At 68.5% G+C, this 18,911-nt stretch carries 14 protein-coding genes; 8 read left to right on the top strand and 6 right to left on the bottom strand.

The genetic code is table 11. From position 1 onward, the window contains the following. Nucleotides 1-81: 81 nt before the first annotated feature. Both otsB and otsA read left to right on the top strand, forming a co-directional pair. Complete coding sequence (gene otsB, locus WS64_RS04035; RefSeq protein ID WP_059573979.1) at nucleotides 82-834, top strand: trehalose-phosphatase; 753 nt, start codon at nucleotides 82-84, stop codon at nucleotides 832-834. Next, entirely contained in the window at nucleotides 831-2,216 is a 1,386-nt protein-coding gene (gene otsA / locus WS64_RS04040) for an alpha,alpha-trehalose-phosphate synthase (UDP-forming) (protein WP_059573978.1), read from the top strand. The genes otsB and otsA overlap by 4 nt, the downstream gene beginning before the upstream one ends. A gap of 78 nt (nucleotides 2,217-2,294) precedes the next feature. Here otsA and WS64_RS04045 read toward each other — a convergent pair whose 3' ends face one another. Then, nucleotides 2,295-4,130 (bottom strand): ABC transporter ATP-binding protein, encoded by a 1,836-nt coding sequence (locus WS64_RS04045; RefSeq protein WP_059573977.1) that lies wholly within the window; start codon nucleotides 4,128-4,130, stop codon nucleotides 2,295-2,297. A gap of 559 nt (nucleotides 4,131-4,689) precedes the next feature. Between WS64_RS04045 and WS64_RS04050 the strand changes: the two genes are divergently transcribed. From WS64_RS04050 to WS64_RS04060, 3 genes are all read left to right on the top strand, one after another. Beyond that, on the top strand, nucleotides 4,690-5,754 hold the full coding sequence (locus WS64_RS04050; RefSeq protein WP_034186533.1) for a glycosyltransferase family 4 protein: 1,065 nt from the start codon (nucleotides 4,690-4,692) through the stop codon (nucleotides 5,752-5,754). Between the two features lie 235 nt (nucleotides 5,755-5,989). Then, complete coding sequence (locus WS64_RS04055) at nucleotides 5,990-6,799, top strand: hypothetical protein (protein ID WP_060965771.1); 810 nt, start codon at nucleotides 5,990-5,992, stop codon at nucleotides 6,797-6,799. A gap of 38 nt (nucleotides 6,800-6,837) precedes the next feature. After that, entirely contained in the window at nucleotides 6,838-7,302 is a 465-nt protein-coding gene (locus WS64_RS04060; RefSeq protein WP_059573975.1) for a DUF2214 family protein, read from the top strand. Nucleotides 7,303-7,410: 108 nt separating this feature from the next. Here WS64_RS04060 and gudD read toward each other — a convergent pair whose 3' ends face one another. Beyond that, on the bottom strand, nucleotides 7,411-8,763 hold the full coding sequence (gene gudD / locus WS64_RS04065; protein WP_060965772.1) for a glucarate dehydratase: 1,353 nt from the start codon (nucleotides 8,761-8,763) through the stop codon (nucleotides 7,411-7,413). Between the two features lie 359 nt (nucleotides 8,764-9,122). On the opposite strand from gudD, the gene WS64_RS04070 reads away from it, so the two are divergent. Next, nucleotides 9,123-9,872, top strand: a complete 750-nt coding sequence (locus tag WS64_RS04070; RefSeq protein WP_011544971.1) for a FadR/GntR family transcriptional regulator — start codon at nucleotides 9,123-9,125, stop codon at nucleotides 9,870-9,872. 149 nt (nucleotides 9,873-10,021) lie between these two features. Here the strand turns inward: WS64_RS04070 and WS64_RS04075 are convergent, their stop codons facing one another. The 3 genes from WS64_RS04075 to pdxY form a co-directional block, all read right to left on the bottom strand. Then, a complete protein-coding gene (locus WS64_RS04075) occupies nucleotides 10,022-11,170 on the bottom strand; it encodes a branched-chain amino acid ABC transporter substrate-binding protein (protein ID WP_059573973.1) in 1,149 nt (382 codons plus the stop codon). A 370-nt stretch (nucleotides 11,171-11,540) separates the two neighbouring features. Beyond that, nucleotides 11,541-13,685: a phosphocholine-specific phospholipase C gene (locus WS64_RS04080; protein ID WP_060965773.1), complete on the bottom strand. Its 2,145-nt coding sequence runs from the start codon at nucleotides 13,683-13,685 to the stop codon at nucleotides 11,541-11,543. A gap of 253 nt (nucleotides 13,686-13,938) precedes the next feature. Then, a complete protein-coding gene (gene pdxY, locus WS64_RS04085) occupies nucleotides 13,939-14,799 on the bottom strand; it encodes a pyridoxal kinase PdxY (RefSeq protein WP_060313304.1) in 861 nt (286 codons plus the stop codon). Between the two features lie 184 nt (nucleotides 14,800-14,983). Here pdxY and WS64_RS04090 point away from each other — a divergent pair, with 184 nt between their 5' ends. Next, nucleotides 14,984-16,045, top strand: coding sequence for an alpha/beta fold hydrolase (locus WS64_RS04090; RefSeq protein ID WP_060965774.1), 1,062 nt, complete (start codon nucleotides 14,984-14,986; stop codon nucleotides 16,043-16,045). 36 nt (nucleotides 16,046-16,081) lie between these two features. Here the strand turns inward: WS64_RS04090 and WS64_RS04095 are convergent, their stop codons facing one another. Continuing rightward, complete coding sequence (locus WS64_RS04095) at nucleotides 16,082-17,080, bottom strand: LLM class flavin-dependent oxidoreductase (protein WP_059573969.1); 999 nt, start codon at nucleotides 17,078-17,080, stop codon at nucleotides 16,082-16,084. 638 nt (nucleotides 17,081-17,718) lie between these two features. Here WS64_RS04095 and hpnI point away from each other — a divergent pair. Further along, entirely contained in the window at nucleotides 17,719-18,894 is a 1,176-nt protein-coding gene (gene hpnI / locus WS64_RS04100; protein WP_060965775.1) for a bacteriohopanetetrol glucosamine biosynthesis glycosyltransferase HpnI, read from the top strand. Nucleotides 18,895-18,911 lie beyond the last annotated feature (17 nt).

Genomic DNA, 18,911 nt, shown 5'->3' on the forward strand with positions numbered 1-18,911 from the left:
CGCAGGCGCGGTAAGATGCGCACAACTCCATTCGCGCAGCGGCGGCCGGCGTGTGCCGGCCGCCCTCAGACTATCGAATCGATGCAATCCGTTCCGGCTTCCCTGTCCCTGACCGATACCGCGTTCTTCTTCGACTTCGACGGCACGCTCGTCGAGCTGGCGCCGACGCCCGACAGCATTCGCGTTCCGCCGTCGCTGCTGACGCTGCTCGACGAATTGTCGCGCCGCTCGCACGGCGCGGTCGCGATCGTGTCCGGGCGCGGCATCGACAACCTCGACACGTTCCTGAAGATGCCCGACCTGCCGATCGCCGGCCTGCACGGCGCGGAGCGCCGCGACGCGAACGGCGACACGCAGCGCATCGGCTTCAACGACGAACGCCTGCTGCGCATCGAGCGCGAGCTTGCCGACGTGGTCGACCGCCATCCGGGCATGCTGCTCGAAATCAAGGGCGCGGCCGTCGCGCTGCACTTTCGCAATGCGCCCGAGCGCGAGGCGGTGGCGCGCGAGGCGGCCGAGCGCCTCGTCGCCGACTATGCGGATGCGTACGTGCTTCAACCGGGCAAGATGGTGTTCGAGATCAAGCCGAAGGGCGTCGACAAGGGCCGCGCGCTGGCCGCGTTCCTCGACGAGCCGCCCTTTGCGGGCCGCGTGCCGCTGTTCGCGGGCGACGACCTGACCGACGAGAAGGGCTTCGCGGTGGTCAATGCGCGCGGCGGCCTGTCGATCAAGGTCGGCGCGGGCGAGACGTCCGCGCGCATGCGGCTCGATTCGGTCGACGCCCTGCATGAGCAGATCGCACGCTGGCTCGGCGCGGGGCAGCCGCACGCATGAGCCGGCTCATCATCGTTTCAAACCGCGTCGCGCCGATCTCGGAAGGCGAACCGGCGGCGGGCGGCCTTGCGATCGGCGTCTACGACGCGCTGAAGGAAACCGGCGGCATGTGGTTCGGCTGGAGCGGCGACGTGGTCGCGTCCGGCGCGCCGCAGCCGCAGATCCGCATCGAGGAGCGCGGGCCCGTGACGTTCGCGACCGTCGGGCTGTCGCGCCGCGATTACGACCAGTATTACCGCGGTTTCTCGAACGCGACGCTCTGGCCCGCGTTCCATTACCGCGCGGACCTGATCCAGTACGATCGCCACGAATTCGACGGCTACCGCCGCGTCAACGTGTGGCTCGCGCAGCAGCTCGTGCCGCTGCTGCAGGACGACGACGTGATCTGGGTGCACGACTATCATCTGATTCCGTTCGCGCGCGCGCTGCGCGACGCCGGCGTGAAGAACCGCATCGGCTTCTTCCTGCACATCCCGTTTCCGGCCGCGCAGGTGCTCGTCAACGTGCCGCCGCACCGCGAGCTCGTCGAGTCGCTGTGCGCGTTCGATCTGCTCGGCTTCCAGACCGAGCCCGACCTGCGCGCGTTCTGCGACTACGTCGAGTTCGAGGCGGGCGGCGACGTCGAGCGCGACGGGAATACGGTAAGCGTGCATGCGTTCGGTCAGACGCTGCGCGCGGCCGCCTATCCGATCGGCGTGTATCCGGACGAGATCGCGTCGCTCGCGCAGGCGGGCGAAAACGGCAAGGCGGTGCGTACGCTCGCGACGTCGCTACGCGGGCGGCAACTGATCATGAGCGTCGACCGGCTCGATTATTCGAAAGGGCTCGTCGAGCGCTTCCGGGCCTTCGAGAAGCTGCTCGAGCACCAGGCGTCGATTCGCAACCGCGTGTCGTTCCTGCAGATCGCGCCGTCGACGCGCGCGGACCTGCGCGCATACCAGGACATCCGCCTGCAGCTCGAGGCGGAATCGGGGCGCATCAACGGGCGCTACGCGGAACTCGACTGGGCGCCGATCCTCTACATTCACCGCCAGTACGACCGCCAGCTGCTGGCCGCGCTGTACCGGCTCGCGCGCGTGGGCTTCGTGACGCCGCTGCGCGACGGGATGAACCTCGTCGCGAAGGAGTACGTGTCCGCGCAGAATCCGGACGATCCGGGCGTGCTGGTGCTGTCGCGCTTCGCGGGCGCCGCACGCGAGCTTACCGGCGCGCTGATCGTCAATCCGATCGATATCGACGGGATGGCCGATGCGCTGTCGCAGGCATTGACGATGCCGCTCGCCGAGCGGCGCGCGCGCTACGCGGACATGATCGCGCAGCTTCGCGAGAACAACGTGTCGGTGTGGCGGGACAATTTCCTGCGCGATCTGCAGCAGGTCTGACTGGATTGCACCCGCTGCAATTGAAAAAGCCGCCGTGCGCAAGCAAGGCGGCTTTTTCGTCGGCGGTATGCCGGCGCGTCAGGCCACGCGTTCGCCGGTCGGCGTGTTGCCGTCGGCGGGCGCCGCGTGATGGCGGCCGTGCTGCTTCGCGAGCAGGTCGCGGTACAGGCCGGGACGGTTGCGCAGCACGTCGGGCGGGCCGTCGTCGATCACCTTGCCGTTGCTCATCACGATGATGCGGTCGAAGTTGCGCAGCGTCGACAGGCGGTGCGCGATCGCGATCACCGTGCGGCCGACCATCAGGCGGTCGAGCGCGCTCTGGATCGCTTCCTCGGACGCGCTGTCGAGCGCCGACGTCGCTTCGTCGAGCAGCAGGATCGGCGCATCCTTCAGGATCGCGCGCGCGATCGCGATGCGCTGGCGCTGGCCGCCCGACAGCTTGACGCCGCGGTCGCCGACGATCGTGTCATAGCCTTCCGGCATCGCCTCGATGAATTCCGCGCAGCGCGCGTCGCGCGCCGCGGCGAGCACTTCCTCGCGGGTCGCGTCGGGGCGGCCGTACGCGATGTTGTCGTAGATCGTCCGGTGCAGCAGCGAGATGTCCTGCGGCACCAGCGCGATCGCATGGCGCAGGCTGTCCTGCGTGATGCCCTTCACGTCCTGGCCGTCGATCTTCACGACACCGTCCTGCGTGTCGTAGAAGCGCTGCAGGAGCGCCAGCACGGTCGACTTGCCGGCGCCCGACTTGCCGATCAGGCCGACGCGCTGGCCCGGCTCGATATGGAGGTCGAAATGGTCGAGGATCGCGCGGCGGTGAGGGTACGCGAACGTCACGCGCTCGAAGTCGACGCGGCCGCCCGTGGCCGACAGCGGTTGCGCGTCGGAACGGTCGGGCATCCCGTGCGGTTCGAGCAACGTCTTCACCGCTTCGGACAGGCGTGCGACGTGCTGCGTGACGTCGACGAGCGCGACCGCGAGGTCGCGCGTGCCGTGCAGGATCGTGAAGCCGAGCGAGCTGACGAGCACGATGTCGCCCGACGTCGCGCGGCCCTGGTCCCACAGCCACAGCGCCCAGCCGAGCAGGCCGGCGGACAGCATCGCGGTGATCACCGCGTGCAGCAGGCGCAGCTTTTCGAGATAGAGCAGGCTTTGCTGGCGCGCATCCATCTCCGCCTTCACCGTCGCGCTGAAGCGCTTCTGTTCGCGCAGCGTCATCCCGAACGCGCGCACGAGGCCCATGTTGCCGATCACGTCGACGAGCTCGCCGTCGACCGCTGCGGCCTTCGCCGCGAATGCGTGATGGCGTGCCGAGCCGCGGCCGGCCAGCTTGAACAGGATGACGGACAGCACGGCCGAACAGCCGAGCAGGCCGGCCGCCATCAGCGGATTGACGACGATGATCATCAGGATCGCGCCCATCACCGCGATGCACGGCGGCAGCACGTTCCACGCCATCGTGTTCTCCGACGTGTAGACCGCGTTCGACGTGGCCGTGATGCGGCTGGCGAGCGTGCCCGGCTGCTTCTCCGAGTAATACGTCGGCGAATGGCCGATCAGGTACTGGAACAGGTCGCGCCGCAGGTCGCCGGTGACCGCGACGAACGTGTGCGCGGCGACCCAGCCGCCGACGCGCCACAGCAGGTTGTCGGCCGCGATCAGGCCGACGAGCAGCGCGAACGCGCTCCACAGCGGGCCGGGATGATGCCGCCCGGTCGCCAGCACGTCGATCAGGTGCTTGATCGCATATTGGGAGCCGAGCGCGCAGCCGACGGCGGCCAGCACGCTGCAGAGCACCACCAGGTGCGCGACCGGGTGCAGGCGGATGTAGCGGAACAGGAACGCGATCGGCCGATGCGCGTAGCTCGACAGCTTCGCGTTGTGGGCATTGCGCTGGGCAGGGGTGAGAGATTCCAAAATATGCGTGCGGTGATTCGGTGATTGAGCGTGGCGGCTGGATCGCAGGCCGGCGCGCTCGGACTGAATAATCCGGCATTGTAAACAAGGCCGCGCGTCGCGCTGCGCGAATCTTGCCTTGGCCAGGGGCTCGCGTTCGATTTTGAGATAAAATCCGGCATCCCGTCCTGCCGCGTGTGCCGAAATCACGCTGCCGGCAGCTGCGGGTTAACGAGGATCGCCAAAACGGCCTTCCACTCTAGAACGGACGCCCGAGTCCGCGGGTTGCAAAGTGTTGCGCCTTTGTAACAAAGTAAAGAGTTTGAAATGTCGTGCGCCGTATCGGGATTAACCCTAGATAATCGGCTCCGGGTTCGATTCCAGGTTTTTTACGAACCCCTGTCAACGGGTCTTCGTTTCAAACGTTCTATGCCTGTCGCGTCGACGACGCTCCTTGAGCAGCGCGGGTTCGACGCCCCGGCAGGCTGATTCGTCCGACTTTCGGACGACATGCATCCCGGCCCCCCCGGCAGGTTGCCGACCCATACCTGGTTTTTTGCCGATTTTTTAGGAGTTACGCATGCGAATCGCCCAAATCGCTCCGTTGCATGAAGCGGTGCCCCCGAAACTGTACGGCGGTACCGAGCGAGTGGTGTCCTATCTCACCGAAGCACTCGTCGAGATGGGGCATGACGTCACGCTCTTCGCGAGCGGCGATTCGCAGACCTCCGCGAAGCTCGAAGCGTGCTGGCCGCAGGCGCTGCGCCTCGACCCGACCATCCGCGACGTGATGGCCCCGCACATGCTGCTCCTCGAGCAGGTGCGCCGCCGCGCGGAAGAGTTCGATGTCCTGCACTGCCACATCGACTACTACCCGTTCTCGCTGTTCTCGCGCCAGCCGGTCCCGCATCTGACGACGATGCACGGCCGTCTCGACCTGCCGGAGCTGCAGCCGATCTTCAACGCATTCAGCGACGTGCCGGTCGTGTCGATCTCCGACAACCAGCGCATCCCGCTGCCGCAGGCGAACTGGCTGTCGACCGTGTATCACGGCCTGCCGGAAAACCTGCTGACGCCGATCCCGAACGTGAAGCCGAGCTACCTCGCGTTCCTCGGCCGCATCTCGCCGGAAAAGCGCGTCGACACCGCGATCCGCATCGCCGAGCAGGCCGGCCTGCCGATCAAGATCGCCGCGAAGCTCGACAAGGCCGACCGCGCGTACTACGAAGAGAAGATCAAGCCGCTGTTCGCGCTGCCGCACGTCGAGTACATCGGTGAAATCAGCGAAGCCGAAAAGACCGAATTCCTCGGCAACGCGCACGCGCTGCTGTTCCCGATCGACTGGCCGGAGCCGTTCGGCCTGGTGATGATCGAGGCAATGGCCTGCGGCACGCCGGTGATCGCGTTCAAGCGCGGCTCGGTGCCGGAAGTGATTGACAACGGCGTGTCGGGCTTCGTCGTCGAAGACGAACTGTCGGCCGTCGCCGCGCTCAAGCGCCTCGATACGCTGCCGCGCGAGAAGGTTCGCGCCGCGTTCGAAGCCCGTTTCTCGTCGAAGGTGATGGCGCAGAACTACGTGAAGGGCTACGAGGAACTGCTGCGCCAGAAGCGCCGCACGGTGCTCCGCGAAGTCAACGCGAGCTGATTGCGGGCCGCCGCCGCATGGCGGCGCGCGACCGTACGACGCCCCGTCCGGGTCTTCCGGCGGGGCGTCGTCACATCCGCGGCGCGGATGTGTTGTATTCTCGCCGCGCCCGGCGCCGCGAACCCGCTTCGAAGCGGCCCGGCACGCCATCCGGCCATCTGTCCAGACGGTAATGTCCCTATAATGGCCGTGCCGTGAAATCCGGCCCGGTACGAATATCCAGAGGAGAGCAGTCTTGGCGAGAACGAAAACCACGCGCGCAGCGCCGGCCCCCGGCGCCGGTGTGATCTTCGCGTTGCGCGCGATCGGTCTCGTGCTGCTCGCGCGCTGGCTGTTCTCGATGTCCCAGATGGGCTATCGCTCGTCGCTGTCGGCGATGGTGTCGTCGCCGTGGGCATTCATCTACCTCATCCTGATCTTCCTGCTGCTCGCGCTGCCGGGTGCCGCCGCACGGGCCGAGCGGCCGTTCCATCCGCTGCCGCAGTGGCTGCGCCAGGCGCTGCGCGTGTTCGCGCTGATCGGTTTCCTGTTCGCGGTGTGGTCGATCGGCGCCTTCACGTGGGCGGCCGGCTGGCGCCGCGCGCTGCACGCGGTGACGGCCACCAACGGCTGGCTCGTCGCTGCGCCGGCGCTGTACGCGGCGATCGTGTGGATCTGCCGGCCGCGGCCGCTGTGGCGGACCAACGTGGCCGCGCGCCGCTTCGCGGTCGGCCGGTATGCGATCTCGCTCGACATGCTGACGCGCACCGCGATCGTCTGGATGGAAAGCCGCAAGGTCGGCCAGTACGACGCGCGCGAACTGTCGGTGCGCTGGCCCGGCCGCGCGGCGCCCGCCGCGGGCGAACAGGGCGAGCAAGGCGCGCAGCCGGCGGTCGTGCCGCCGCGTCGCGGCAGCCTGTTCAATCGACCGAAGGTGGAGCTGCTGTGGGATTCGCCGGCGGCTGTCGGCCACAACCGGCAGATCGTGATGCGCACGCCGCTCGCGACCGAAGGCGACCGCGTCGCGGTGCTCGCGCTCGACGCGGCGCTCAAGCAAATCGTCTGACACGGCCCGCGCACGGACGCGGGCGACAAGGAGGCGCGATGATCGTCCGTTGGTTGCTGGCTGCCATCCACCTGAGTGCGTTCGGCGTCGCGTTTGCCGCGATCGCGGCGCGTAACCGCGCGTTGCGCCGGCTCGTCGCGTCGGCGCAGGCGGCCGATTTGCCCGGCGTGTTCAAGGCGGATGCGCTCTGGGGGCTGTCCGCGCTCGTCCTGATCGCGACGGGCCTCGCGCGTGCGTTCGGCGGTTTCGAAAAAGGGACCGCGTACTACCTGCACGAACCGCTCTTTCACCTGAAGATGACCGCGCTCGTGCTGATCCTGCTGCTCGAGGTCGTGCCGATGCTGGGGCTGATCCGCTGGCGTGTCGCCGCGCGGCGGCAGCAGATGCCCGATATCGGCCGTGCGCGCACCTATGTGCGGATCGGCCACTGGCAGGCGGTGCTGGTGATCGTCATCGTGTTCGCCGCGTCGGGGATGGCGCGGGGAATCGGTGCGGCCGGCTAGGTGCGGCTGGCTAAGGACGCCCGGTTAGGGACGCCCGGTCGGTGATCCCCGGCTAGAGGCGGCCGCCCGGGCGTGACCGGGCGACGTTGCCGCCCGGTCGGTCCGTGCTCAGCGCACGAGGCACGGGCGCTTGTTGTTGAACGTCCAGCCCGGAATCAGATACTGCATCGCCGCCGCGTCGTCGCGGGCGCCGAGGCCGTGCTGCTTGTACAGCTCGTGCGCGAGCGCGACCGCATCCATGTCGATGTCGATGCCGAGCCCCGGCCGCTTCGGCACGTCCACCAGCCCGTTCTCGATCTTCAGCGGCTCGCGCGTCAGCCGTTCGCCGTCCTGCCAGATCCAGTGCGTATCGATCGCGGTGACCTGGCCCGGCGCCGCGGCCGCGACGTGCGTGAACATCGCGAGCGACACGTCGAAGTGGTTGTTCGAATGCGAACCCCACGTGAGGCCCCAGTCGCGACACATCTGCGCGACCCGCACCGAGCCCTGCATCGTCCAGAAGTGCGGATCGGCGAGCGGGATGTCGACGGCGTGCAGCTGCACCGCATGGCCCATCTGCCGCCAGTCGGTCGCGATCATGTTGGTCGCCGTCGGCAGCCCCGTCGCGCGGCGGAATTCGGCCATCACCTCGCGGCCCGAGTAACCGTTCTCCGCGCCGCAGGGGTCTTCCGCGTACGCGAGCACGTGATGCTGGTCGCGGCACAGCCGCACGGCCTCGTCGAGCGACCACGCGCCGTTCGGATCGAGCGTCACGCGCGCGTCGGGGAAGCGCTCGGCGAGCGCCGTCACGGCCTCGATCTCGCTTGCCCCTTCGAATACGCCGCCCTTCAGCTTGAAGTCGTTGAAGCCGTAGCGCGCATGCGCGGCTTCAGCGAGCCGCACGACGGCTTCGGGCGTCAGCGCGGCTTCGTCGCGCAAGCGCGTCCAGTCGTCGGTCGCGCCGCGGCCGTCGCGATAGGGCAGCGCCGTCTTCGTGCGATCGCCGATGTAGAACAGGTAGCCGAGCATCTCGACACGCTCGCGCTGCTGGCCTTCGCCGAGCAGCGCGGCGACCGGCACGCCGAGATGCTGACCGAGCAGGTCGAGCAGCGCGGCCTCGAGCGCGGTGACCGCGTGGATCGTCGTGCGCAGGTCGAAGGTCTGCAGCCCGCGGCCGCTCGCGTCGCGGTCGGCGAAGGTGCGCCGCACGTCGTTGAGCACCGCATGATAGTTGCCCACCGGCTGGCCGACGACGAGCGCGCGCGCGTCGTCGAGCGTGCGGCGGATGCTTTCGCCGCCCGGCACTTCGCCGACGCCCGTGCGACCCGCGCTGTCCTTCAGGATCACGAGGTTGCGGGTGAAGAACGGGCCGTGCGCGCCGCTCAGGTTGAGCAGCATGCTGTCGTGGCCGGCGACCGGAATCGCTTGCAGGTCGACGATGCGCGGCGTGTCGGGGGAGGGCGAGGCAGTGACGGCGTTCATGGGCGGCGATGGCGAGAGAGTGGGCGATGCCGTGCGGCAAAAGCTTTGCCGCGCGCGGCGCGAGGTGCGATCATTCGACAACCGATGTGCGCGGCGCGCAAGGCCCGCATGTCGACGCAACCCGAAACGGGGTGAAAGCGGCAACCGGGCCGGCGGCGCGCGAAACGCGAACGCGGCCCGACTGTCACGCACGGGACCGGGGCGGTGCTGAACGGCCGACCTGAGTCGACAGGAGATCCGTGCGTCTATCATCAGTCGTCGGATGACTTGTGACGCAGTATAATGAATCATCGGCTTTCGCTCAAACCCCGCGTAAACCCTCGGCTCACATTACGATCATTCAAAAAGGAACCGGCCACATGTCCGTGCCTACGCTTCCCGCAGCGCCGCGCCGTCGCGCACGCAGCCTCGCACAAGATGTCGTCGACGCGCTGACCGCGCAGATCGAAAACGGCACGCTGCGTCCCGGCGACAAGCTGCCGACCGAAACCGAAGTCATGGCGGCACAGGGCGTGAGCCGCACGGTCGTGCGCGAGGCGATCTCGCGGATGCAGGCGAGCGGCCTCGTCGAGACGCGCCACGGCATCGGCAGCTTCGTGCTGGAGCCGTCGCGCCGCCAGACGCTCGGCATCGATCCCGCGACGATCACGACGCTGCGCGACGTGCTCGCGGTGCTGGAGCTGCGCATCAGCCTCGAAAGCGAGTGCGCGAGCCTGGCCGCGCAGCGCGCGAACGATGCCGACCTCGCCGCGCTGCGGCGCGCGCTCGACGCGATCGCGACGGGCGCGGGCGGCGGCCGCGACACCGCGCAGCTCGACTTCCAGTTCCACCTGCAGATCGCGCAATCCACCGGCAACCGCTATTTCGTCGACATCATGACGCAGCTCGGCACGTCGATCATCCCGCGCACGCGCGTGAACTCGGCGCGCTTTGCCGGCGACGACCTTGAGCGTTACGTGGGCCGGCTGAACCACGAGCACGAGGACATCTACGAGGCGATCGCGCGCCACGACCCGGAAGCGGCCCGCGCCGCGATGCGCACGCACCTCACGAACAGTCGCGAGCGGCTGCGCCGCGCGCACGAGGCGGCGGAGGCCGAGGCCGGCTGACCGCTGGCCGGGGCGTGGGGGCCGCGCGGCGGCGGGCCTGCCTCGAATCGCTTCAACATCAGTCGTCATACGAGATCGGTGCGGGCGGCGCCGGTCTCAGCGGCGAGGCGGCGTTTCCGCCGCCGGCCGCCGGCCGCCTCCGTCGCCGATCAGCCTCCCTTCGTCACGATCGTCTTCCACGCGCCATTCTTCACCTGGTACAGCGTCGACATCCCGCTCTTCAGCGAGCCGTCGTTCGCGAACGAGATGCGGCCGGTCACGCCTTCGAAGTCGATTTTCTTGAGCGCCGGGCGATAGGCCTTCGGGTCGGTCGAGTTGGCCGCCTGCATCGCCTTGATCGCCGCCCACGCCGCGTCATAGCCGAACTGCGCATACGACAGCACGTCGACGCCGAAGCGCTTCTTGAAGCGTGCCTCGAAATCCTTGCCCTGCGGCAACTCGTCGAGCGGACGGCCGTATTCCCACGCCATCGCGCCTTCGGCGGCCGGGCCCGCGATCTTGATGAACTCGTTGTCCTTCACGCCGCCCCCGCCGACGAACTGCGCATTCAGCCCGAGCTGGCGCATCTGCTTGATGAAGTTCGCGGCGAGCGAATCGAGGCCGCCGAAGAAGATCAGGTCGGGATTCTTGGCCTTCAGGCTCGTGATCTGCGCGCGGAAATCGACCGCCTGGTTATTGGTGAACTCGCGGCCGATGAGGTTGCCGCCCGCGGCCTTCACGGCCTTCTCGAATTCGTCGGCCTCGCCCTGGCCGAACGCGGTGCGGTCGTCGATGATCGCAATGCGCTTCGCCTTCGTCACCTCGACCGCGTACTTGCCCGCGTTGCCGGCATTCTGGCCGTCGGTCGCGATCACCATGAACATGTTCGCGAGCCCGCGCGACGTGAGCGTCGGGTTGGTCGCGGCCGGGTCGATCACCGGAATGCCGGCCTTGTCGTAGACCACCGACGCTGGAATCGTCGTCCCCGAGTTGAAGTGACCGACCACGACCGACACGTTCTGGTCGACCAGCGCCTGCGCGGCCTGCACGCCGATGCGCGGGTCGGCCTGGTCGTCCTGCACGACGAGATTGAAGCGGGCGGGCTTGCCGGCGATCTGCACCTTCTGCGCGACCGCATCGTCGAGCGCGAGCTGGACACCGTTTTGCAGATCCTTGCCGTAGCCGGCGTTCACGCCGGTGAGCGGCGCGGCGAAGCCGACCTTCACGTCGGTTGTGTCGGCCGCCTGCGCGGCCTGTTGCGAGAGGAGGGCAAGCGCGGAGGCGATGGACACCGACAGCAGGGAATGACGGAATTTCATGTTGTTCCTCTTGTTCGACACCGGCGAGTGGATACCGCGCGCACCAGGACGGGCCGGGCGCGTGCGACGGGCGGGCGGTTCGACCGCTTCTCGGAATCGGGCGGGGAGGTCGGCATCGTGACCCTCGGAAACATCCCCCGGCAGGCTCCGCGAAGAGCCCCGATTGCCTCGATATATAGGTCGCCGATATGCGCGGGTCTTGGAAATTTGCCGCGCATTCGATGCGGATTTGCGCATAGCTTCCGCGCGGCCGGCCACGGCCGGTATCGGGAGTTTCCCGTCGCGAACGGAACGGGTGCGGAGAAGGGGGAGCGGTGCGGGGCAAGGGCGCGGCGCGGCCTGCCGGGGCCGCGCCGCGCGTGGGCCGACGTTAGTCGGACAGGGCGTCCGAGGCGGCCTCGGCGTCGTCGTGCGACGCGGTCGTGCGGATCAGCGGGTCGCTGGTGCTCGGGCGGCCCGTTTCGACGTGGCCGGCGAAGCGGCGCAGGAAGCCGAGCTGCCGGCCGTCGCTGACGGTCAGGTCGTACCAGCCGTGGCTGCCGCGCAGGTCCCAGTAATCGTCGACGTGCGCGCCCGGCGCGAGATCGAACGTACGCGCGTGACCGTGGCCGTACGCGTTCGTGACCTTGAGCCGCACGGCCTTGTGGCCGCGGTTCATCAAGCGCAGCGTGATGTTGCCGTTCGCGACGTCGTAGCCGTAGATCACTTCGGGGTTCACGTTCGCGCTGCCGACGCCGGTCGCGAACGGGCCGCGGAAATGGCAGTAGAAGCCGTTCGGGCCGTACACGTCGAGGTCGTACAGGCCGAGCGACGCGGCCGCGCTCCACGTATCGGCGATGCGTTTGCCGGCTTCGACCGTGTACGTCCACGGGCCGTCGACGCGGTTGCGCGACTGGACCTGGAACGCGGCGCCCGCGCGGCCCGTGTTCGCGAAGGTCAGCCGGAACTGGCCGTTCGCGGCTTCGACGCGGCCGTGCACGAACAGCTCGTACGGCAGCGCGCGCGCCGGGCGCAGCCCGGCTTCCTGTTTCGGCAGCTTCTGCAGCACCGGCGGCACCGGGATGTAATCGGGGTGGCGATTGCGATCCGGCGGCGCGTAGCCGCTCGTATCGGGCAGCGTCGGCCAGCCGGCGTCGGCCGTCGCGAAATCGAACGCGGCGGTCAGGTCGCCGCACACCGCGCGACGCCACGGCGACACGTTGGCGGCCGTGACCGGATACTGCGCGCCGAACCGCGCCTCGATGAATTGCAGCAGCGACGTGTGATCGAAGGTCTGCGAGCAGACCCAGCCGCCCTTGGTCCACGGCGACACGACCAGCATCGGCACGCGCGGCCCGAGCCCGTACGGGCCGGCCATGTGCGATGCGTCGCCGGCAAACACCTCGTTGGTCGTCGCGACGGTCGACAGCCCGTTCTCGCGCGACTGCGGCGCGAACGGCGGCGGCACGTGGTCGAAGAAGCCGTCGTTTTCGTCGTACGTGATGAAGAGGGCGGTCTTGCTCCACACGTCGGGATTCGACACGAGCGCCTTCAGCACCTGCTCGATGTACCACGCGCCGTAGTTCGCGGGCCAGTTCGGGTGCTCGGAATACGCTTCCGGCGCGCAGATCCACGACACCTGCGGCAGCGTGCCGTTCTTCACGTCCTGTTGGAGCACGTCGAACAGCGTGCCGCCGGCGCTGATGTTGGTGCCGGTGCGCGCCTTGTCGTACAGCGGCGTGCCGGGCAGCGCGGTGCGGTACTGGTTGAAGTAGAGCAGGGAGTTGTCGCCGTAGTTGCCGATGTACGGGTTCTGCGTCCAGCCCCACGAGCCGTTCGCGTCGAGCCCCGTGCCGACGTCCTGGTAGATCTTCCACGACACGCCGGCCTGTTCGAGCACTTCCGGATAGGTCGTCCAGCCGTAGCCCTTTTCCTCGTTGCCGAGCACCGGGCCGCCGCCCGTGCCGTCGTTGCCGACGTAGCCCGTCCACATGTAGTAGCGGTTCGGGTCGGTCGAGCTCGGGATCGCGCAGTGGTACGCGTCGCAGATCGTGAACGCATCGGCGAGCTGGTAATGGAACGGGATGTCGTCGCGCTTGAGGTACGCCATCGTCGTGGTGCCCTTGTTCGGCACCCACTGGTCGTAGCGGCCCTTGTTCCACGCGGCGTGCATGTCCTGCCAGCCGTGCGGCAGGTCCTGCAGGAACTGCAGGCCGAGCTTGTCCGCGCCGGGGTGGAACGGCAGCAGTTCGGCCGGGCCGACCGGCTGGTGAAACACCGACTTGCCGTTCGCGAGGCGCAACGGGCGCGGGTCGCCGAAGCCGCGGACACCGCGCATCGTGCCGAAGTAGTGGTCGAACGAGCGGTTCTCCTGCATCAGGATCACGATGTGCTCGATGTCGCGGATCGTGCCGGTGCGGCGGTTCGCGGGAATCGCGAGCGCATCCCGGATCACGGGCGGAAACAGGTTCAGCGCGGCGGCGCCGGCAGTGCCGGCGGCGACGCGCAGGAAGTCACGACGGTTCGATCGGGTCATGGTCGTTATCGTGCGGTAAAGGGGGAGCCGATTGGCGGGACCTGCGGGAAAGGCGCGCACCGAATCGCAGGATGCGGCTGCGTCGGTGCGTGCCGCCGCGAGCATAGCGAGGAATCGGTGTCATTCATGTGAAGTCCGGAAACGTTTGCATGGACGGCGAACCGGTATCGGGATGCGCATCGAAGGCGGTCGTGGTGTAACGGGGAAAGCAGGAAAGCAGCGCGGCGGAGCAGCGCAACGCGGTGCCGGCGCGTCAGGCGTCGGTCACCCACGCGCCGAACCATTCGCTCGGGCGGGCGATCTCGTCCTGCGCGGCGACGAGTTCGAGTTCGTAACGGCGTGCGTCGTAGGTGGCCTTCACGACCGCATGCACGGCCGCGAGCGTGTGTTCGAACGCGGCGCGCACGGAGTCGCCGCGCAGCCGGCACGCGACGAAGATCGCGCTGGTGAGGTCGCCGACGCCGACCGGGTGGCGCGGAAACGCATACAGCGGCCGCTGGCCGATCCACGCTTCGGTTTCGGTGACGGCGAGCATGTTGAAGCGGTCGGCCGGGCTGTTGCGGTCGTGCAGGTGCTTGACGAGGATGATCTGCGGGCCGCGGCGGATCAGCGCGCGGCAGGCGTCGACGGCTTCGGCGACGGTCTCGATGCGCCGCCCGGCGAGCTTCTGCAGTTCGGTGTGGTTCGGCGACATGCCGTCGGCGAGCGCGGGCACTTCCTGGACGATGAATTCCTCGACGCCGGGCTCGGGCCGGATGCCGCCCGTCTGGCCCATCGCCGGATCGCAGAAGTACCACGCGTTCGGATTCATCGCCTTCACCGAGCGCACGATCTCGACCGCCGCGCGCGCCTGCGGCGGCGAGCCGAGGAAGCCGGACAGCACCGCGTCGCAACGCTTGAGCGCGCCGATGGCGGCGATGCCGTCGACGAGCTGTTCCATCTTCGCGGCATCGATCGCGCTGCCGGCCCAGTGGCCGTACTGCATGTGATTCGACAACTGGACGGTGTTGAGCGGCCAGACGTTGACGCCGAGGCGCTGCATCGGGAACACGGCCGCACTGTTGCCGGCATGGCCGTAGATGACGTGCGACTGAATGCTGAGGACGTTTTTCATGGGAATTCGCCTGCACGCGTTTCAGGGTCACGTCACACGATACCCGAGTTCGTCATACGCGCGGAAGTCGCGCGGCTCCGGAGTGTTGCGCGCCGTCGTCACGCGAGCGCGTAGAATCGCGGGGCGCGAGCCCGTCCCGCCGCACTCCGGCGGCCCGCGCGCGTCCCCCATCACGGTGATCGCCATGCTTTCGATTTGCAAGATGTTGTCCGTCGCGCGCGCCGCGGTGCTCGGCGCAAGCGCCGCCACCGCGTGCGCGCTGCCCGTTGCGGGCGTTGCCGCGACGCCCGCCGCCAACGACGGGCCCGCGTACGGCCCGCGGCTGGAAGGGTTTGCGTATCCGGCGCCCGTGCACGCGTACGCGTTCGTGTCGCAGCGGGAAACCCTCGAGATGGCGTACCTCGACGTGCAGCCCGCGCACCCGAACGGCCGCACCGTCGTGCTGCTGCACGGCAAGAACTTCTGCGCGGGGACCTGGGAAGACACGATCGACGTGCTGAGCCGCGCCGGCTATCGCGTGATCGCGCCGGACCAGATCGGTTTCTGCAAGTCGTCGAAGCCCGAGCGCTACCAGTACAGCTTCCAGCAACTCGCGCGCAACACGCACGCGCTGCTCGAATCGCTCGGCGTGAAGTCGGCGACGATCATCGGCCACTCGACGGGCGGGATGCTCGCGATCCGGTACGCGCTGATGTATCCGAAGGCGACCGACCAGCTCGTGCTCGTGAACCCGATCGGCCTCGAGGACTGGAAGGCGCTCGGCGTGCCGCCGCTGTCGGTCGACTACTGGTATGCGCGCGAGCAGAAGACCACGGCCGACGGCATCCGCCGCTACGAGCAGGCGACCTACTATGCGGGCAAGTGGTCGCCGTCGTACGAGCGCTGGGTGCAGATGCTCGCCGGGATGTATCGCGGCGCCGGCCGCGACGCGGTCGCGTGGAACTCCGCGCTGATCTACGACATGATCCTCACGCAGCCGGTGGTCTACGAATTCGGCGCGATCCGCGTGCCGACGCTGTTGATGATCGGCGACAAGGACACGACCGCGATCGGCAAGGACGCCGCGCCGCCCGACGTGCATGCGAAGCTCGGCCGCTATCCGGAGCTCGCGAAGCGCACGCAGGCCGCGATTCCCGGCGCGCAGCTCGTCGAATTCCCGGCGCTCGGGCACGCGCCGCAGATCCAGGACCCCGACGCGTTCCACAAGGCGCTGCTCGACGGGCTGGAGGCCGTGCGCCCGCAGTGACGCGAGGCAGGCCGCCGGCCGCGCGCCGTCGGGTGGTCAGCCTGCCTCGTTCGCGAGCTCGTCGCGGATCTGCGCGGCCAGTTCGAACGAGCGCAGCCGCGCGGCGTGATCGTAGATCTGCGCGGTGATGATCAGCTCGTCGGCGCCCGTCTGCGCGATGCGCTCGCGCAGCTTGTCGCGCACCGTGTCGCGCGAGCCGACCGCCGCGAACGACAGCGAATGCGCGACGGTCGCGAGTTCGAGTTCGTTCGCCTCGAGCACGTCGACGGGCGGCGGCAGCTTGCCCGGCGTGCCGCGCCGCAGGTTGATGAACTGCTGCTGCAGCGACGTGAACAGGCGCCGTGCCTCGTCGTCGGTCTCGGCCGCGAACACGTTGACGCCCACCATCGCGTGCGGCTTCGGCCACGCGGCCGACGGCCGGTACTGCGCGCGATAGATCTCGAGCGCGCGCATCAGGTAATCCGGCGCGAAGTGCGACGCGAACGCGAACGGCAGCCCGAGCATCGCCGCGAGCTGCGCACTGAACAGGCTCGAACCGAGCAGCCACACCGGGACGTCGAGCCCTGCGCCGGGCACCGCCCGCACGCGCTGGCCGGGCACCGGCTCTGCGAAGTAGCGCTGCAGCTCCGCGACGTCGTCCGGAAACGAATCCGCGCTGCCGATCAGGTCACGGCGCAGCGCGCGCGACGTGGTCTGGTCGGTGCCGGGCGCGCGGCCGAGGCCGAGGTCGATGCGCCCCGGATACAGCGACGCGAGGGTGCCGAACTGTTCGGCGATCACGAGCGGCGCATGGTTCGGCAGCATGATGCCGCCCGAGCCGACCCGGATCGTGCGCGTGGCGCCCGCGACGTGGCCGATCACGACGGCGGTGGCCGCGCTCGCGATGCCCGGCATGTTGTGATGCTCGGCCAGCCAGTAGCGCCGGTAGCCCCAGCGTTCGGCGTGCTGCGCGAGATCGACGGTGTTGCGGAATGCTTGCGAGGCGTCGGCGCCGGCCGGGATGGGGGCGAGATCGAGTACGGAAAACGGTGTCATCGGAAGACCTTCGAAACGGGTGGCGTGGTGATGCGCTGACGCAACAAACGCCAACGATTTTGCCAAAGGGTTCCGGAACGTGCTGGCGGCGCGCGCATACCCATGCGCCTTACAGGGGCGCAGGGTTCCTTGCGATGATCGTTGCAAAAATCAATTCAATCGCCAATTAATGACCAAACTTTACGGCGATTGGAAATGAAACCGCATCGACATACAAATTTGCACGAAATGTCTGATTTTAAAGACTGCAATACGCCTGCAAAGTACTTACGCTAACGTGAACGTGGCCGGGCCGATCGGGCTCGTCGACCGCTCAGCTTTGCTGGAATCGCACTAGTCCGTTTCCCGGAACGCCGAGCGCCGGGCGCGCGCCGACTGTTAAAATCCGGCGCCTGCCCATCTTGTGCCGATGGAGCCATTCGAGTCTTCCCGCATGCCGTCCGGGCGCTGCGCGGGGATACGCCACGCGAAGCCGGGCATGGCCGCACCCGAACGACGGGTCGTGCCGCCCCCATTACAGACGCTGCAGGAACAAGGAGTCGGGTCGTGCCCGCGTTCGTCGTAGTCGGAATACCGCATCACGTTCAATCACGCTCGAGCGTTTGCCATGGCGCCCAGGTCGCCGGGAGGCGTCGCGCATGACGCCGATCGTCACGCTGCTCGACTGGCTCCTGATCGCGTTCACGCTCGCCGCGGCCGGCTATGCGCTCGTCGCCGCCTTCGCGCCGCGGCCGCGCACGCCGCGCACGGCGGTGCGCGACGGCTTCGAGCCGGTCAGCGTGCTGAAGCCGTTGTGCGGCGCGGAGCCGCACCTGTACGACAACCTCGCGACCTTCTGCGCGCAGCGCCATCCTTGCTACGAGGTGCTGTTCGGCGTCGCATCGCCGGCCGATCCGGCCATCGCCGTCGTCGAGCGGCTGCGCGCCGCTCATCCGGCGTGCGACATCACGCTCGTGGTCGACGCGCGCGTGCACGGCAAGAACCTGAAGGTCAGCAACCTGATCAATCTCGCCGAGCGCGCGAAATACGGGCGCATCGTGATCGCGGACAGCGACATCGCGGTGCAGCCCGACTATCTGGAGCGCGTGACGGCGCCGCTCGCCGACGCGTCGGTCGGGGTCGTCACGTGCCTGTATCATGCGCGCAGCGTCGGCGGCTTCTGGACGCGCATCGGCGCGCAGTTCGTCGACGCCTGGTTCGCGCCGTCGGTGCGCATCGCGCACCTCGGCCGCTCGAGCCGCTTCGGCTTCGGTGCGACGCTCGCGCTCACGCGCGACACGCTCGAGCGGATCGGCGGCCTCTTCGCACTGAAGGACGAACTGGCCGACGATTTCTGGCTGGCCGAGCTGCCGCGTCGGCTCGGGCGGCGCACCGTGCTGTCCGAGGTCGAGGTCGCGACCGACGTGATCGAACCGTCGTTCGGGCCGCTGTGGCGCCGCGAGACGCGCTGGCTGCGCACGATCCGTTCGCTGAACCCGGCCGGCTTCGCGTTCCTGTTCATCACGTTTACCGCGCCGTGGCTCGCGATCGGCGCGGCGCTCGCGTGGCGCCTCGACGGCATCTTCGCGGGCACGCTGGCGGGCGGGGCGGCCGCGCTCGGCGCATTCGGGCGGCTCGTGCTGCACGCGCGCGGCGAGGACGGCTGGCGCGCGTTCTGGCGCGACCTGCCGCTCGTCGCGGTGCGCGACACGCTGCTCGCGCTCGAGTGGCTGGCGGCCGTGTTCGGCACCCACGTCGTGTGGCGCGGCGCGAGGATGACGGTCGTCGGCGGCGAACGCGCGACGGCGGCCGTGGAAGCGGTGGACGGCCGCTAGGGCTGGCGATCGGACCT

This window comes from Burkholderia anthina, from assembly GCF_001547525.1.
GTDB lineage: Bacteria > Pseudomonadota > Gammaproteobacteria > Burkholderiales > Burkholderiaceae > Burkholderia > Burkholderia semiarida.

Coding starts and splice junctions, on each gene's coding strand:
- hpnI (WP_060965775.1), top strand. CDS start 17,719: ATGACGCCGATCGTCACGCTGCTCGACTGGCTCCTGATCGCGTTCACG.
- WS64_RS04060 (WP_059573975.1), top strand. CDS start 6,838: ATGATCGTCCGTTGGTTGCTGGCTGCCATCCACCTGAGTGCGTTCGGC.
- WS64_RS04095 (WP_059573969.1), bottom strand. CDS start 17,080: ATGACACCGTTTTCCGTACTCGATCTCGCCCCCATCCCGGCCGGCGCC.
- WS64_RS04050 (WP_034186533.1), top strand. CDS start 4,690: ATGCGAATCGCCCAAATCGCTCCGTTGCATGAAGCGGTGCCCCCGAAA.
- WS64_RS04075 (WP_059573973.1), bottom strand. CDS start 11,170: ATGAAATTCCGTCATTCCCTGCTGTCGGTGTCCATCGCCTCCGCGCTT.
- gudD (WP_060965772.1), bottom strand. CDS start 8,763: ATGAACGCCGTCACTGCCTCGCCCTCCCCCGACACGCCGCGCATCGTC.
- otsA (WP_059573978.1), top strand. CDS start 831: ATGAGCCGGCTCATCATCGTTTCAAACCGCGTCGCGCCGATCTCGGAA.
- WS64_RS04080 (WP_060965773.1), bottom strand. CDS start 13,685: ATGACCCGATCGAACCGTCGTGACTTCCTGCGCGTCGCCGCCGGCACT.
- WS64_RS04070 (WP_011544971.1), top strand. CDS start 9,123: ATGTCCGTGCCTACGCTTCCCGCAGCGCCGCGCCGTCGCGCACGCAGC.
- pdxY (WP_060313304.1), bottom strand. CDS start 14,799: ATGAAAAACGTCCTCAGCATTCAGTCGCACGTCATCTACGGCCATGCC.
- otsB (WP_059573979.1), top strand. CDS start 82: ATGCAATCCGTTCCGGCTTCCCTGTCCCTGACCGATACCGCGTTCTTC.
- WS64_RS04090 (WP_060965774.1), top strand. CDS start 14,984: ATGCTTTCGATTTGCAAGATGTTGTCCGTCGCGCGCGCCGCGGTGCTC.